Raw genomic sequence first — 16476 nt, forward strand, 5'->3', positions numbered from 1 at the left:
CAGCGCTGCACTTCCATCAAACGCCCACACTTATCGACTGTTAATTGTTAAAGAACCTTCTACTTCGCGTCACCAGAACCCCGGTTCGCGTCGCTGTCAAATCGTTTTGTTTGTCAGCAGCAGAGAGATGAGATTATGTGGCGTTTCGCGTTTTTCGTCAACTACTTTTTTACTACTCACCGAAAAACTTTTTACCGCCCACACCAACTTCAACCCGCTTTATTTCCCTCAAACTTCGCTCCCCAAAACAGCCTTTTTACCTCTCAGCTGCTTCGTTTATTTCGCGTCGTTCTCAACGGGAGGCGAACTATAGCAACCCTCTCCGCTCCCCGCAAGTACTTTGTTAAAGATATTTCGATTTATCTCTTTTTACCTAAATCCCACTGCACGATAGACTCGCCGCTGCTAGTGGATTTGGGTACCGGCCGGAACGCATGGCCGTAGATAATTTCAAAGGTAAGCGGTAACTTACCGTCGGGACGGCGTGTAGCTTCCAGCGCTGTCTTGATACGAGTCCCGGCGGCGCGCCCTAATAAGCCACGGCCGCGTGTCGCCAACGGGTTACCCCCCCAGGCGCGAACATCGGCCAGCAATTTCTCCACCGTGTCATAAGTCACTGTAATGGTTTCCATATCCATGACCGGTGTCGAGAAGCCGGCATTGACCAGCATGTCGCCAAAATCATGCATATCGACGAACGGCAATACATGCGCGCCATCATCAATGGCACCAAACGCATTGCGCAGTTCTTTAAAGGTGTCCGGGCCGAAGCAAGAGAACATCAGCAAGCCGTCCACTCTTAATATACGGCGCCATTCGGCGAACACGCGATCCGGCTGCGGATGCCAGTGCAGCGCCAGGTTGGACCAGACCAGATCCACCGCGCCTGGCGCAAATGGCAACTGAGCGAAATCGCCGCACACCAGGGCCGATGCCAGTTCGTCGCTTTTGCCGGTGAATGGCAACCACTTCTTCAACAGGCGGTTGACCGATAGCTGTGCGGTATGACGTTGTTCTTTTGCCATCGAAAGCATGGCGGCAGATGCATCCAGGCCAATAATGGCGGCTTCGCTGAAGCGCTGCTGCAATGTATATATGTCCGGGCCGGCACCGCAGCCGGCATCCAGTACCCGTTGCGGCGCTAGTTTCACCAAGGCAAGACGCTCGTGCATGCGGCTTGAAATTTCGCGGCGCATGAACTCGGATTCGCGCACCAGAGCGGGCTGTGCAAACAGTTGGCGTACCAGACGCAAGTCGATCGGCGCACTTTGGCTGCTATCAATAGGAGGGTGTGAGGTAGGCATCAGGATCCGGCAAGTAAGATGAAATGCGATAATCGCCAGCAGTTTACACGCTTGAATGCCTGTAGGCTGGGAGTGCTGCCATCCTTCTCCACTACCTCTGACAATAACGAGACTCACCCTTTGCGATTTCCCCAGCTACGCCATTGGCCGCAACTGCAACTTGCCCGTATCCTGGCGAGCATGCCGTCGTGCTGCGCGTTGTGCAATAAAAGCGGCAAGCATATTATTTGCGGCGGCTGCAAGCAGCATTATTTTTCCGATTGCCCGCCACGCTGCAGGCAATGTGCGAATCCGCTCCCTCGACTCAACGGTCCCGGTAACGGCCCCGGTCCGGCACTCTGCGGCAACTGCCTGAAACAACCCCGTGCCTTCGATACCACCATCGTTGCATGCAATTATGCTGCGCCAACTGACCAGTTGATTCTCGCGCTAAAATTCGGTGGACGGCTGGCGTTGGCGCCGATGTTTGCACAAATGTTATGCGATGTGACGCAGCGCCAGGGAAGCAGCGCTCAGCCGATGCTATCAACAGACTTGCCTGATATCCTGACCGCGGTGCCGCTCAGCGCACAACGGTTGCGACAGCGCGGTTTCAATCAGGCTTTGGAGATAGCCAAACCCCTGGCACGTATGCTTGGGCTTAATTTGCAACACGGACTGCTGCTGCGGCAACGCGACACCCTGCCCCAGTCCCAGGTGCCGGAGCTGGAGCAACGCCGTCGCAACCTGCGCCAGGCGTTTGCCGTGCCGCCGGCAGCCGTGCAGCATATACACGGCCGCCACGTAGGCGTGGTCGACGATGTCATGACTAGCGGCGAGACGTTGCACGCACTGGCAAAGACGCTACGCCGGCATGGCGCACGGCGCATCACCAATTTCGTGTTCGCGAGGACGCCATAGCCGGCCTCGCGATCCGTGATCTATACATATATATAAGGAGAATCAAGTTGTTCCACGTCGTACTGGTTGAACCGGAAATCCCGCCGAATACCGGCAACATCATTCGCCTGTGCGCCAATACCGGCGCGCAATTGCATTTGATCGAACCGCTCGGCTTTCCGCTGGATGACAGCAAAATGCGCAGGGCAGGCCTGGATTACCATGACTACGCCACCATGCTGGTGCATGCCAACTGGGACGCCTTCGTCGCCAGCATGCGCGCTGCCGGCAACTACGACCCCAGCCGCATGTTTGCCATGACCACCCACGGCTCGACGCCGTTTGCCAATCTCCAGTTCCAGGCAGGCGACGTATTTGTGTTTGGCTCGGAAACCCGCGGCCTCGATCCGGCGCTGCGCGAATCATTCACAACTTCGCAACGGATCCGCTTGCCGATGCGGCCGGATAATCGCAGCTTGAATCTATCCAATACGGTGGCAGTCGTGGTGTATGAGGCGTGGCGCCAAAATGGTTATAGCGGCGGAGCCTGATTGCTATAATTCATCGTCTTGCAAATAGGCATGATGTATTTCCTGAGTCGCCTGTAAAAAAACTAGCCCCCACTATCTGTCGTTGGTATTTACCCAATTTAATCGAAGGATCATCATGTCCGTGCGTTCCGTGTCCCTGTTTCTCTGCGCTCTCGCCATCAGCGTTTCTGCTTATGCCCAGGAGTATGACCTTGGCAGCCTGCACATCAGCCGTCCCTATGCGCGCGCCACAGTTCCGGGCCAGCCTGGCGGCGGTGCGTTTCTGAGTATCGAGAACAAGGGCAAGGAAGCCGACAAACTGATCGGCGTCAGTTCATCGGTCGCCAAGAGCTCTGAGATCCACACCATGTCCATGGACGGCAATGTCATGAAAATGCGTGAAGTCGGCGAGATCGATCTGCCGCCGGCGAGCACTGTCGACATGAAGCCGGGCCACGGTTACCACATCATGTTGATGGGCCTGAGCCAGCCATTGAAGGCCGGCGATAAATTCCCGCTGACACTGACTTTCCGGAAAGCTGGCAAGATCGAAGTGTCTGTAGCCGTCACCGATCTGAGCGGCAAATAAGCCGACGCGGCGCATCAACACTAAATACAAACGGTTTCTGCAATAAAAAAGCGCGGAATCCGCGCTTTTTTTATTGCTCAGTTGATCGTGAGGATCAAGAGCCTTCTCGCACATTGCGCACCTTGTTCAACAATTTGCTGGTCGAGCGATCATGGGCAAACGGAATCGCGACCACCTGGCCGCCATACGCCAACACTGCCTGACCTTCCGGAATCGCATCCATCTGGTAATCGCCACCTTTGACGTACACCCCCGGCTGCGCCTCTTGCACCACTTCCAGCGCCGTATCTTCATCAAACTCAACCACCAGGCTGACCGCTTCCAGCGCCGCCAGTACGGCCATGCGGTCGGCACAGATATTGATTGGCCGGTCGTCACCCTTGCCCAGGCGCTTGACCGAGGCGTCGGTATTCACAGCCACCACCAGCGACGCACCTTGTTCACGCGCCTGCGCCAGATAGGTAACGTGGCCGCGATGCAGTATATCGAATACGCCATTGGTCAACACCACCGGCTGCGGCAAAGCAGCAACGCGGGTTTTCAATTCAGCACGGGTACAAAGCTTGGTTTCGAATTTAGGCATGGGGAATATAAAAGGGTCGCAAATAAAAAAGCCGCAATACTTGCGCTTGCGGCTTTGGATTCAATCAATTTGTAGCAGTTACGAGTGACGCTAAAAGCTTAGCGTCGCTCACATCAGACAGCTGGAGCTGGGGTCGATGCCGGCGCCAGGCGCGCGACCACTTCCTTGCGATAGCGGTTCAGTTCTTGCACCGTATCAAAGGTACGCTCAAACAACAGCGACATATTGTGCAGGATACGATCGACCACCTTCTTTTCCCAGACGCCGTCGAATTTGATTTGCTCGTCCAGCCAGCGTTCCAGCCACTCCGGATCCGGCAGGCGGCTCTGCACCGTGTCGTTCGGGAACAACGACTGATTCACGTGCAGATTGGTCGGATGCAACGGCTTCTCGGTACGGCGGGCCGATGCCATCAAAACGCCGATCTTGGCGAATGCGGCAGAAGCGCCATCACCCACTTCATTTAAAGCCTTCTTCATGTAGCGCAGGTAAGCGCCGCCGTGACGTGCTTCATCCTGGCTGATGATCTTGTAGATTTGCTTGATCACAGGCTCAGTATGCCAATCGGAGGCGCAACGGTACCAGTGATTGAGGCGAATCTCGCCGCAGAAATGCATCATCAGGGTTTCCAGCGGCGGGGCCGGGTCGAATTCGAAACGAACGTTGTCCAGCTCGGCTTCGGTAGGGACCAGTTCAGGCCGGAAACGGCGCAGATATTCCATCAATACCAGGGAATGCTTCTGTTCTTCAAAAAACCATACCGACATGAAAGCGCAAAAATCGCTGTCACCGTGGTTATCTCGCAGGAACATCTCGGTTGCAGGCAGCGCCGACCATTCCGTAATCGCATTCATACGAATAGTTTGAGCTTGTTCGTCGGACAGCTGGGTGGCATCAAACTTGTCCCATGGAATATCGGTCTCCATGTTCCAGCGGACTTGTTCAAGCGATTTAAACAGTTCTGGATACAGCATACATACCTTAAGCAAGTGAGTTAACTATTCGATTTTACCAAGAAATTGTTACAAGCCCGTTTTTAAACCGGCAGGCCGTCGAGTTTTCGTTAAAAATAATATTCAAACAACAACAATGTCAAATTATTACTTTGCGTTTTTTGCCCAAACAGCGAGCCTCATCAATCTTCAATCATTGCACTTATCCGGCGCTAGTCAAGTTGACGAGGCAACCAGGGCTTGACTAGTTGACATTTCCGGCTGCGCATCAAGGCAATGCTTTGATTATTTTGAAACAACCCTGGCTTTGCTTGCGCGCGCTGCTGTCTTGCCACCGGCGACAGTGCTCTTCTTCCCGGCAGGCTTTGACGTTGTGCCGCTGATTGCTTTGCTACGCGGCTTGACTGCGCGCTTGACCTGCGCTGCAGCTTTGGTCGGCGTGCCGCTTTTTTCAGCCGCAACCACGCTATTGACTGCTTGCTTGAACTGATTCTGCAGTAAATCCCACCATGCACTGGAATTCCCCAGCGAGGATTCAGCGGCGTCACTTGCGGCCGGCGGAGCTTCAGCTTCAGCTTTAGTTTCTGCGGCGGCCGCCGGCTGCGCAGCTTGAGTTGTGGAGACGGGAGCATCTTGCACCGGGTTCATAAATGAAAACGGGAACCCTGACGGCATCGCCCACGCGCTTGCCGAAGACTCGGTACTGCCGCCTTGATGCTCACTGCTGGTTTGACTGACGGCTCCCATTGCCTGCAATGCAGAAATAGTCGCACTTTGTACTTCCAGCGCCTGTATGGTGGTACGCAACATGCTCAGGTTAAGATTCAGCCAGGATTCAACTGCTTTCAGGTCTGTGATTTTCTTGTTGATTTCTTCCACCGACAGTGTCGGGACAACCATGCCGGGCACACCCAGACCGCCCCACATCTTCTTGATAAATTCGAGACTATCCTGCATTGCATCGGCTCCTGGAATATTTGAACTGCTCATCGCGCATCTCCTTCAAGGTAATCCACATGACAGAATGAAATCGTCAACGTCATGGGCGCTGCATCTTGCACGTACCGGGTAAGGCAGTCGCCGCCGGCGCCAGATAGCGCTCGGTCTTGAAGCCGTAACCGCTGCCTTCATTATCAAATCGGATACCGCCGTCGGCAAGCTTTTGCATCACGGCGACGTACAGGGGTTGTATCAACTGGTGATCGCTGGCACGCATGCTGGCTTCATGAAACTTGCTCCTGTACTGCGCTCCTTCCAGCGCGCGTGCAACGGCTACCGCGTCTGTAGTTTGCGCCTTTTCGATAGCCGTCACCAACATGTCAATCATGACATCCATACGCAGAAACAGATAGTCATCTTTCGGCTGCGGGTAACGTTGACGGAAACTCTTGTAAAACGCATCGCTGGCGGCGTTGCCGTCGATGGCATTCGGATGCCACTCGGCGACGGCGCGTACTGTGCCTACGCCTGCGTCGCCGATGGCCGCCGGCGCGCCCAGGCTATTCGCATAAAAAGTATAAAACTTGAGATGCAAGCCAGCGTCCTTGGCTGCTTTCACCAGCAAGGTCAGATCGTTGCCCCAGTTGCCAGTGATTACCGTATCGGCGCCGCTGGCACGAATTTTAGCGATGTAGGGAGCAAAATCCTTGACCTTCCCGATCGGGTGCAATTCGTCGCCGACAATCCTGATATCCGGCCGTGCCGCCTGCAGCTGCTGGCGCGCGGCCTTGGCAACCTGCTGGCCGAAGCTGTAGTCCTGGCCGATCAGGTAAACGCTTTTCGCCTTGTTGTCATTTTTTATGACATCTACCAGCGCATGCATGCGCATGTCAGCATTGGCGTCAAAACGAAAATGCCAGAAACTGCACTTTTCGTTGGTCAATGCCGGATCGACTGCCGAATAGTTCAGGAACAAGACGCGATTGTCCGGGGTCCTGGCATTGTGCTTGTTGATGGCTTCGACCAGCGCCCCGGCAACTGCGGAGCTATTGCCCTCCAGCACGAACGGGATTTTCTGGTCGGTCAATTGCTTGAGCTGCAATAACGCGTCCTCTACCCCTTGTTTGTTATCGAACACGCTCAGGCTCAGGAGATGCTTGCCGTCCGGTAAACGCACACCGCCGCGCGCATTGACTTGCTCCACCGCAAACCTGATATTTCGTTCCACGGCTTCACCCGCGTTGGCGAAGGGACCCGACATACCCTCGATCATGCCAAGCCGGATCGGCGCCAAATTGGCCGTTGCGGCCACGGCTGGCGCCGCAAATGCGGTCGGCGCCAGGACGCTCATGGCCAGTGTGCATGCCAGCGCGGTGCTGACGACGTGATGGTATCGATGCTGCATCGGCGACTATTCTTGTTTGATGTAAATGCAATATTTTACGTGGTTTATCGCCGCCGCCACTCTTGCCAAGCTTAATCCCGGCAGATACGTTTACACTATACGGATGTTGTCTTCCTCCGTACCGCCTTCAATTTCGCGCTATACCTTCTCCAGCCGCCGTCGGTGGCTGTGGGTGCTGTTGCTTACAGCGTTGCTGCATTTGCTCCTGTTCGTCTGGGGTAACCACCAATTCAAGGTCGCGGCGCCGGTCAACCGGCCGGAACGTCTGGTCATGGCCCAGATCATGCCGCTGCCGCCAGTTGAAAAGCCCGTACTGCTACCGCAAGCCCCCAAACCGAAACCTGATGCTCAGGCACGCCCCAAGGCAACGCAAAAACCGCGAGCGGCGCCGACGCCAGCTGTGGAAGTCCCGGACACGCCGATCAGGGAGACTGTTACACCGCTGGACGACAACGGGCCCGCCGGCCCTGCCGCAACCGGTCCGGCAACCGATACAGCTGAAACCGGCGCTGCCACGACTCCGACAACTACGCCGGCGGCGCAGGCGAACGCAACGCCTCCCGCCGGCAAACACTACCAGACCAATCCGCCGCCGTCTGCGGAGCTGAAGTACGACGTGGAAGCCTTGCAAAAAGGCCAGAATTATCATGGCAGCGGCAAAATCACCTGGCAAACCGATGGCGGCAACTACACCATCAACGGCGAGGCCGGCGCTTTGTTCATTACCGTTCTCGATTTCAAGAGCGAAGGTGAAATCAACGACTTTGGCGTGGCGCCGGTCACTTATACGCAAAAACGTTTCCGCAAACCCGCCACCCAGACCATTTTTCATCGCGAGCGCAATGCCATTGTCTTTTCATCGTCGACGAATAGCTACCCGCGCAGCGGCGGCGAACAAGACCGCGCCAGCGTAGTCTGGCAACTGGCCAGCATCGGCCGCGGCGACAGTACACAATTTTCTCCGGGCGCGGTAATCGACCTGTTTGTGGCAGGCCCGCTGGATGCCGAAACCTGGCGCATGCAAGTAATCGGGCAGGAAAAAATCACTGTTGGCGGTGACGATCTCGATACCTGGCATGTAATTCGCGTGCCGCAGGCAGGTTCTCACGAGCAGCGGCTGGATATCTGGCTGGCGCCGCAGCAGCAATGGTATCCCGTCAAACTACGGTTTACCGAAACCGACGGCGACTATCTGGATATGTCGCTGTCCAAGATGAAACGATTGACTACGGCAGCAGCAAATTGATCTTCCCGCCGGTACTCCTGTATTACTGAATCAAGCTTTTTGAAAACGGCATCATTTATTTGGAAAATCATGAAATCACCTTTACTCCGCCTATCCATGGCCGCGGCACTTTGCTGCAGCATGCTGACAGCCTCTGCAGCCACTACCGACCATCCCGCGACCAAATACAAGATAGATCTGCCGCCATCGGCCGACCTGAGCTATACGATCCAGGCCAAACAAAGCGGCATCACACTCGGTGGTGAAGGCAGCGTCAAATGGCTGGTGGAGGACAAGCACTACAGCGTCAAGTCGGAAACCCGCGCCATGCTGTTTGGAAAAATCCTTGAATCTACGAGCGAAGGCGCCATCGACAGCTTTGGCCTGGCGCCTACCCAATTCATCAACAAGCGCTTCCGCAAGGAAGCCACCACCACCACTTTCCATCGCGATAGCGGCACCATCGGCTTTACCGAATCCAGCAACAGTTATCCCTTGAAGGGCGGCGAGCAGGATCGCACCAGCATCATCTGGCAGCTGATTTCGGTGGCGAGGGCAGCGCCGCAACAGTTCAAGCCGGGCTCGGACTGGACCTTCTTTGTAGCCGGCATGCACGATGCGGAGCCGTGGACGTTCAAAGTCATCAAGAATGAAAAAATCAAGACGCCGATGGGCGATCTGGACGTTATCCATATTTTCAAGGCGCCGCCGCCGGACGCCAAGGATCAGCAGCTCGATATCTGGCTGGCGCCTTCCCTCGAATGGTATCCGGTGCGCTTGCGGTTTACCGATCCGAACAAGGATTTTGTCGAGCAAACCCTGCAGCAGGTAAACAACAAGGCCAGCAACTAAGGCATACAATCTCTTCTTGAATCTTTGAACAGTAAATCATATGACTACACCAAACGGCGCCATCGTCCTGTTTAGCGGCGGCCAGGACTCCACCACCTGCCTGGCATGGGCTCTGTCGCGTTATGAACGGGTTGAGACGATCGGCTTTGATTACGGCCAGCGGCACGCGGTAGAACTGACGGTGCGGCCGGTCTTGCTACAGAAGATCCGTGCCCAGTTTCCGCAATGGGCCGGCAAACTGGGTGAAGACCATATGATCGACCTGTCGCTGATTTCGAAAATATCGTCGACCGCAATGACGGAAGACGTTGAAATCGTGATGCAGGAAAACGGCTTGCCGAACACGTTTGTGCCTGGCCGCAACCTGCTGTTCATGACGGTAGCAGCGACGGTCGCCTATCGACGCGGCTTGAATGTGCTGGTGGGCGGCATGTGCGAAACCGATTTTTCCGGCTATCCCGATTGCCGCGATGACACCATGAAAGCCTTGCAGGTGGCGCTGAACCTGGGGATGGCGACCCAGCTCAAACTTGAAACGCCTTTGATGTGGATAGACAAGTCAGAAACCTGGAAACTGGCGCAGGACCTGGGCGGCGATGCTCTGGTCGACCTGATCCGGGCCGATACCCACACCTGCTACCTGGGTGAGCGCGGCGCGCTGCACGACTGGGGTTACGGCTGCGGCACTTGCCCGGCCTGTGCATTGCGTGCACGGGGATACCAGCAATTCAGGCAAACGGCCGGCGTTTGATCGAGGCTTAATCGACACATAAGCGCCACATAAGCGACGCATAAACAAAAACGGCCGGTAGACATTCATCTACCGGCCGTTTTTTATCGTGATCAATTAAGCTGCGATCGATCCCGGCAACTCCGACTTCCGTTCAGGCGTGGGATGCTTGAACTGATCGAGCAGTTGCGTTTCCTTGACGCGGGCTGCAGCCAGATGCCGTTCCTTGATATGGCCATAGCCGCGAATTTCCTCAGGCAGGCTGGCGATTGCCACTGCAGCGGCCAGATTGTCGGCAGTCAATTGCGATAACAAAGAAGCGATGGTTTCCTTGTAATGCACAATCAGCCCGCGTTCCTCCTTGCGCTCGGCGGTATAACCGAAAATATCCAGGGCGCTACCGCGCAGGAATTTCAGTTTCGCCAGCAGACCAAAAGCACGCATCATCCAAGGACCGAATTCCTGCTTGATCAGATGGCCATGCGCGTCGTGCTTGGCAAGCAGCGGCGGCGCCAGGTGGAATTTGAGCTTGTAGTCACCTTCAAACATACCCGCAATCTTAGCCTTGAAAGCACCGTCGGTATATAAGCGTGCGACTTCGTACTCATCCTTGTAAGCCATCAGTTTGAACAGATAGGTAGCAACCGCCATGCTCAGCCGTTGCGCCGTGCGTCCGCTTTCCGCATGCGGCAATTGCGCTTCGGCTGCCTGTACCTGCTCGACAAAGATGCGATATTGCTCCGCATACGCGGCATCCTGATAAGCAGTCAGGACAGCGACGCGGCGCTTGATCAATGCATCCAGATCAGGTGTCCGTTTGAACTCGATCACCTGTGCCGGCGTATCGCTGAGGTGGGTACGTTTTTCCAGTCCAGCCAAATCGCAGGCAGCAGTACGGCCCCAGACAAAAGCCTGTTTATTGAAGGCGACCTGCAAGGCATTCAATTCGATTGCCCGCATCAGCGATGCTTCTTGCAATGGCACCCAGCCTTTTTGCCAGGCGTAACCGAGCATGAACATATTGGTTGCGATAGCGTCGCCCATCAAAGCAGTGGCGATACGGCCGGCATCAATGAATTCCACGCGATCGCTGCCGCAGGCTGCGCGTATATCCTGCTCAGCCGATGCATCCGGGAACTGCCAATCCGGATTCTTGACGAAAGCGGCAGTTGGCGTGCGGGTTGAATTGATCGCTGCGTAAGTACGCCCTTCACCCATGCGCGACAAGGCGTCGCGGTTGGCGCTCACTATGGAGTCGCAACCGATCACCAGATCCGCATCGCCGGTGCCGACACGGGTCGAATAGATATCGTCGGGATGATCGGCCAGCCGCACATGCGACATCACCGGGCCACCCTTTTGCGCCAGGCCGCTCATGTCCAGCACCGAGCAACCTTTACCTTCGACGTGCGCCGCCATCGCCAGAATCTGGCCGATAGTCACCACGCCGGTGCCGCCGATACCCGTGACCAGGATACCAAACGGTTTGATCGTATTTGGCAAAACAGGCGACGGCAAGCTGGCAACCGGTGCCGCGGCAGTAGCTGGCGTCGCGGCCACTTTCGCCGGCTTCTTCAAACTGCCGCCTTCGACCGTGACGAAACTCGGGCAAAAGCCGGTCACGCAAGAAAAGTCCTTGTTGCATGAAGATTGATTGATCTGCCGTTTGCGGCCGAATTCGGTTTCCAGCGGTTCCACCGACAGGCAATTCGATTGCACGCTGCAATCGCCGCAACCTTCACACACCGCTTCGTTAATCACGGCGCGTTTGGCCGGGTCCGGATATTCATTACGTTTCCGGCGGCGACGTTTTTCCGAGGCGCAGGTCTGGTCGTAAATCATGGCCGATGTGCCTTCGATCTCACGCAGTTCACGCTGCACGGCATCCAGTTCGCTGCGATGGCGGATCGTTACGCCAGGAGCCCAGCTGGTGTCGGCGGCGTATTTGTCGGGTTCGTCAGTCACCACAATAATCGGCGTCACGCCTTCGGCTGCAATCTGGCGTGAAATCATGGCGGGATCGAGCGGGCCGTCGAAGGCCTGGCCGCCAGTCATTGCTACCGCATCGTTAAACAGGATCTTGTAAGTGATGTTCACCTTGGCCGCGACCGAGGCACGAATCGCCAACAGGCCGGAATGGAAATAAGTACCGTCGCCGAGGTTGGCAAACACGTGCTTTTCCGAAGTGAACGGCGCCTGGCCGACCCAGGTCACGCCTTCGCCGCCCATGTGGGTAAACGTCGACGATTCCCGATCCATCCACAACACCATGTAATGGCAGCCGATACCGGCCAGGCCACGGCTTCCGTCCGGCAGCTTGGTCGAGGTATTGTGCGGACAGCCGGAGCAGAAATGCGGAACGCGATCTTTGTTTGGATCGGGCTTGCTGCCGATATTCAGCAGTGCTTCCTTGGCTTCCAGATAGGCCACGCGCTGCTGCACCCGCTGCGCCACCGGATGGCCGGCAAAGTATTTCGAAATGCGGGTCGCAATCGCCCGGGCGATCTGCGCCGGATTCAATTCATAGGTGGCCGGCAGCAGCCAGTCGCCATGGCCTGCGCCACTGCGGTTGCTCCACTCGCCGGTATCGTCGAACTTGCCGACTACGCGTGGGCGCACATCGTCGTGCCAGTTATACAGCTCTTCCTTGACCTGATACTCCAGGATCTGGCGCTTCTCTTCGACCACCAGGATTTCTTCCAGGCCTTTGGCAAACTCACGCACGCCTTCGGCTTCCAGCGGCCAGGTCATGCCGATCTTGTACAGGCGAATGCCGATGTCGCGCGCAACGGTTTCATCGATACCCAGATCGGCCAGGGCCTGACGGGTATCCAGATACGATTTTCCGGCGGTGATAATGCCGATCTTGGCGCGTGGGCTATCCCAGATGATCTGGTTCAGCTTGTTCACGCGCGCATAGGCCAGCGCCGCGTACCATTTGTAATTGTTCATCCGCGCTTCCTGACCCAGCACGGTGTCGGGCAAGCGGATGTTCAGGCCATCCGGCGGCAGTTCAAGATCGGCGGCGGTCGGCAAGACGATCTTGACGCGGTCCGGATCGAGATCGACCGAGGCGCCGGACTCAACCAGGTCGGTGACGCATTTCATCGACACCCACAGGCCGGTATAGCGGCTCATGGCCCAGCCATGCATGCCGTAATCGAGATATTCCTGCACCGAGGATGGATACAGCACCGGGATGCCGCAAGCTTTCAGGATATGTTCGCTTTGATGGGCGGCAGTCGACGATTTAGCCGCGTGATCGTCGCCGGCCAGCACCAGTACGCCGCCATTCTTCGAAGTGCCTGCCATGTTGGCGTGCTTGAAGACATCGCCGCAACGGTCGACGCCGGGGCCTTTGCCGTACCACATGCCGAATACGCCGTCGTATTGGGCGCCCGGGAACAGGTTGACCTGCTGCGTACCCCATACACTGGTAGCGGCCAGGTCTTCGTTCATGCCGGGGTGAAACTTGACGTGATGTGCGTCCAGATATTTTTTTGCCTTGGCGGCAGTCATATCGACGCTACCAAGCGGTGAGCCGCGATAACCGGTAACGAAACCGGCAGTATTCAAACCCGCCAGGACATCACGTTGCCGTTGCAACATCGGCAAACGAATCATGGCCTGTGTGCCCGTCATGAAAGCACGGCCACGCTCCAGTGTAAATTTGTCATCAAGGGAAATGCCATCAGCTTCAGACGCTTGCGCCGTTTCTGTGGGCAGCAAGGCTTGCGCCGATTTGAGTGGTGCGTTCATTCAGTCTCCGTGCCAAAAATTATGTTTTTGCTTGCACTGCGTGGAGGTTATCCGACGCGGTAAAACGTCTTTGCCTTGTGGGCAAATCGTTCTGTGTTTTACTGCCATTTTTACTACTATTCGTCGCAACGATAGCAGCGCCACATTATCACATGCGGGTAGCTGACTCAATGCACGCCGCAGCAATTAGCCGCGGCATTGCGGACGTAACAACTGTAACAACTGGTAACTCGAATAGGAATGGGAATCAACTAGGCGTGTAATGGCACCTTGTCTGATGTGGCTGAATACCTCCCCTGGACCAGCCATGTCGGGCATTCCTCCCTCTAGTGTTCCCATTATCACTAGTTTGCGGATTCTGCTCTCCCCGGCAGAATCCGCTTTTTTATTTCAGCGGCAAGTTTGTTTCGCCTGGCAACAGGGTATTTGCCGCTAACGGTTCAAGCGCCTTCAGTCGTTCATACATCGGCGTGAAATCCGGGGCGGTGTCATTAAACAACTGCTCGAAATCGTTAATCACGAAATAAGTTTCCTGGTAAGAATCGATTTTGTACAAAGTGCGCATCACGCGCTCGACATCGAACGGCAGCCGCAGCGACGCCGGACTGGTCAGGCAATGTTCGATTTCACCACCGGAAGACAAGATCCCGGCGCCATATACACGCAAGCCTTCCGGACTCTGGATCAGGCCGAATTCAACGGTGTACCAATACAAGCGGGCCAGCATGCTCAGGCCGTCCAGTTTCATCGCCTTCAAGGCGCCTTTACCGTAGTCTTGCAAATGGTCGGCAAATATCGGGTTGAACAAGAGCGGAACATGGCCAAAAAAGTCATGGAACACGTCGGGTTCGACGATGTAGTCGAACTCTTCCGGATCGCGCAGCCAGACGGTGACCGGGAAGCGGCGGTTTGCCAGATGTTCAAAGAAAATATGATCCGGCACCAGGCCCGGCACCGCCACCAGCGTCCAGCCGGTCGCCTTGGACAGCAAAGCCGAGCTTTCCTCGAAGCGAGGAATGCCATCACCGATATTCAGCGCTTCCAGGCTTTCAATGAACACGTCGCAAGCGCGCCCCGGGATCAGCTTGGCTTGCCTTTGATACAGGCGCCGCCACAAGGCGTGCTGTTCCGGCGTATAAGCATCCCAGTCTTGCTTGACCACGTATCGGGCGTCAATCTTGCTGTAGTCGCCACGCAATACGGTACCGTCCGACTTCTCGGCGACGGCGGCAAAAAAATCGTCGGTGTTCGAATCGGTTGTGGTCAAGCTTGCTTCCATTACTTTTGCATTCATTTTCTCGGTCCCGGACTAAACGCGTTTGCTTCTCTGATAGCTACAGTATAAGGCTGAGTTAGCGGCAGTAAATTCCAAAATCCGCCCCATAAATAAAAATCTGCGCAATAATATAATAAAAATTATTCTATTTAAGGTGATTTATGCCAACGATTGCAATGGATGCAACAGATCGTAAAATTCTGGCGATCTTGCAGGAGGATGGCCGCCTCAGCAACCAGGAAGTGGCAGAAAGAGTCAACCTGTCGCCGTCGCCCTGCCTGCGCCGTATCAAACACCTGGAACAGGCGGGCGTGATCCGGCAATACGTGGCACTGCTGGAGCCGGACAAAATCGGACTGGGTCTGCTGGCTTACATCAATGTGCGCCTGGAAAAACATAGCGATCCGCAGTACCTGAGCGGCACCAAGGCAGCAGCGCAGCATCAGGCCATGTCGCCGCGCGCTTCATTTTCGGCAGCGGTAGAACAATGGCAAGAGGTCGTTGCCTGTTATGCGATGACGGGGGAGATGGATTTTCTGCTGCGGGTGCATGTGGAAGACATGACGCATTTTTCGCGCTTCATGATGGAGACCCTGCTGCGCCATCCGGCGGTGCTGGACGTTAAGTCAAGTTTTGCCTTGCTACGGGTTAAAGATACGACGGCGCTGCCTTTGCTCTAGGGCCTGCTTGATTGGTCGCGCTTGATTAATCACGCTTGATGCCAGGCAAATTGCCCAGCCATTTCAGCGCAGCCCGCAGATTCGCCTTGATGGTGTAATCAAGCGTAGCCACCTGCTCCTGGACTGCTTCCTGCAGCACGCTGGCCGGATTAGCCGGCGGTAATTTCAGATAAGCATCCGCTTCGCCGTAATCGCGATGGATCGCCATGCCGGCTTTCTTGGCGATGTGCATCATCACCTTGTTTGACGACAGGCAGTGCATGTACAAGGTGTCAATATCGACGTTACGGCAGCGTATCGCGGCGCGTTCAAACAAATGCGTGCCGACTCCCAGGCCACGCGCCGAAGCAGCGACCGAGACGCCGAATTCGGCCACCCGCTCCTTGGTGGTGGAAGCACTCACCGATGGCAACGCCTCACGCGGCGCAAATGCCAGATGACCAACACCGAGCAAGCGCAATTTACGATCGTAGACACCAAACACCGTATCGCGCGTGAAATCGATATTTTCGACATAGCGACTGACCAGATCATCCGACAACACCGAGCCGAAGCGCAGCAGGCGATCGCCGCTGCTTAACGCCAGGAAGTGCCGCAGCAAGCGTTTGCGGGCACGGCGGGACAATTCCTTGACGAAAATCGTGGGTCGCGACGCTTTGGCTTTGTCCACACCGGTACCGCCGACTTTTCCCGGTACATTACTTGCGGAACCAACTTTGGCATCTGTAGCTGTCATCTTGCTAGCTCTCCTGTCGGATAAGCTTACCTCGGA

Annotated in this window: 16 protein-coding genes; 8 read left to right on the top strand and 8 right to left on the bottom strand. The window is 55.9% G+C overall.

Annotated features, from left to right (window positions below; genetic code table 11):
• Positions 1–313, top strand: a 313-nt coding sequence (locus tag BM029_RS26060) for a hypothetical protein (protein WP_211482449.1), incomplete at its 5' end; no start/stop codon positions are given.
• A gap of 46 nt (positions 314–359) precedes the next feature.
• Here BM029_RS26060 and BM029_RS06030 read toward each other — a convergent pair.
• Complete coding sequence (locus tag BM029_RS06030) at positions 360–1304, bottom strand: methyltransferase domain-containing protein (protein ID WP_092433593.1); 945 nt, start codon at positions 1302–1304, stop codon at positions 360–362.
• An 18-nt stretch (positions 1305–1322) separates the two neighbouring features.
• On the opposite strand from BM029_RS06030, the gene BM029_RS06035 reads away from it, so the two are divergent.
• The 3 genes from BM029_RS06035 to BM029_RS06045 all read left to right on the top strand — a co-directional run bounded on the left by BM029_RS06035 (position 1323) and on the right by BM029_RS06045 (position 3302).
• Entirely contained in the window at positions 1323–2204 is an 882-nt protein-coding gene (locus tag BM029_RS06035) for a ComF family protein (RefSeq protein ID WP_244544932.1), read from the top strand.
• A 47-nt stretch (positions 2205–2251) separates the two neighbouring features.
• On the top strand, positions 2252–2734 hold the full coding sequence (trmL, locus tag BM029_RS06040; protein WP_092433595.1) for a tRNA (uridine(34)/cytosine(34)/5-carboxymethylaminomethyluridine(34)-2'-O)-methyltransferase TrmL: 483 nt from the start codon (positions 2252–2254) through the stop codon (positions 2732–2734).
• A 115-nt stretch (positions 2735–2849) separates the two neighbouring features.
• A complete protein-coding gene (locus tag BM029_RS06045; protein WP_092433597.1) occupies positions 2850–3302 on the top strand; it encodes a copper chaperone PCu(A)C in 453 nt (150 codons plus the stop codon).
• 94 nt (positions 3303–3396) lie between these two features.
• Here the strand turns inward: BM029_RS06045 and rfaE2 are convergent, their stop codons facing one another.
• The 4 genes from rfaE2 to BM029_RS06065 form a co-directional block, all read right to left on the bottom strand.
• Complete coding sequence (rfaE2, locus tag BM029_RS06050; protein ID WP_092433599.1) at positions 3397–3885, bottom strand: D-glycero-beta-D-manno-heptose 1-phosphate adenylyltransferase; 489 nt, start codon at positions 3883–3885, stop codon at positions 3397–3399.
• Positions 3886–3998: 113 nt separating this feature from the next.
• A complete protein-coding gene (locus BM029_RS06055; protein ID WP_092433601.1) occupies positions 3999–4859 on the bottom strand; it encodes a ferritin family protein in 861 nt (286 codons plus the stop codon).
• A gap of 264 nt (positions 4860–5123) precedes the next feature.
• A complete protein-coding gene (locus BM029_RS06060; protein ID WP_092433603.1) occupies positions 5124–5828 on the bottom strand; it encodes a PhaM family polyhydroxyalkanoate granule multifunctional regulatory protein in 705 nt (234 codons plus the stop codon).
• Between the two features lie 49 nt (positions 5829–5877).
• Positions 5878–7128 carry a branched-chain amino acid ABC transporter substrate-binding protein gene (locus BM029_RS06065; RefSeq protein WP_371329087.1) on the bottom strand — a complete coding sequence of 417 codons (1251 nt, stop codon included), beginning with the start codon at positions 7126–7128 and terminating at the stop codon, positions 5878–5880.
• A 157-nt stretch (positions 7129–7285) separates the two neighbouring features.
• Between BM029_RS06065 and BM029_RS06070 the strand changes: the two genes are divergently transcribed.
• The 3 genes from BM029_RS06070 (at position 7286) to queC (ending at position 10010) form a co-directional block, all read left to right on the top strand.
• On the top strand, positions 7286–8428 hold the full coding sequence (locus BM029_RS06070; protein ID WP_092433608.1) for a DUF3108 domain-containing protein: 1143 nt from the start codon (positions 7286–7288) through the stop codon (positions 8426–8428).
• 69 nt (positions 8429–8497) lie between these two features.
• Positions 8498–9259: a DUF3108 domain-containing protein gene (locus BM029_RS06075; protein WP_092433612.1), complete on the top strand. Its 762-nt coding sequence runs from the start codon at positions 8498–8500 to the stop codon at positions 9257–9259.
• A 40-nt stretch (positions 9260–9299) separates the two neighbouring features.
• A complete protein-coding gene (queC, locus tag BM029_RS06080; protein ID WP_092433616.1) occupies positions 9300–10010 on the top strand; it encodes a 7-cyano-7-deazaguanine synthase QueC in 711 nt (236 codons plus the stop codon).
• 96 nt (positions 10011–10106) lie between these two features.
• Here queC and BM029_RS06085 read toward each other — a convergent pair whose 3' ends face one another.
• Positions 10107–13748: an indolepyruvate ferredoxin oxidoreductase family protein gene (locus BM029_RS06085; protein WP_092433618.1), complete on the bottom strand. Its 3642-nt coding sequence runs from the start codon at positions 13746–13748 to the stop codon at positions 10107–10109.
• Between the two features lie 385 nt (positions 13749–14133).
• Positions 14134–15027, bottom strand: a complete 894-nt coding sequence (phhA, locus tag BM029_RS06090) for a phenylalanine 4-monooxygenase (RefSeq protein WP_244544944.1) — start codon at positions 15025–15027, stop codon at positions 14134–14136.
• 158 nt (positions 15028–15185) lie between these two features.
• On the opposite strand from phhA, the gene BM029_RS06095 reads away from it, so the two are divergent.
• The gene (locus tag BM029_RS06095; RefSeq protein WP_092433620.1) at positions 15186–15704 is read left to right on the top strand and encodes an Lrp/AsnC family transcriptional regulator; all 519 of its coding nucleotides are present in this window, start codon (positions 15186–15188) and stop codon (positions 15702–15704) included.
• 25 nt (positions 15705–15729) lie between these two features.
• On the opposite strand, the gene BM029_RS06100 is transcribed toward BM029_RS06095, so the two are convergent.
• Complete coding sequence (locus BM029_RS06100) at positions 15730–16440, bottom strand: GNAT family N-acetyltransferase (RefSeq protein ID WP_092433622.1); 711 nt, start codon at positions 16438–16440, stop codon at positions 15730–15732.
• Between the last annotated feature and the right edge of the window lie 36 nt (positions 16441–16476).

The sequence above is a fragment of the Collimonas sp. OK607 genome (genome assembly GCF_900111995.1).
GTDB lineage: Bacteria > Pseudomonadota > Gammaproteobacteria > Burkholderiales > Burkholderiaceae_D > Collimonas.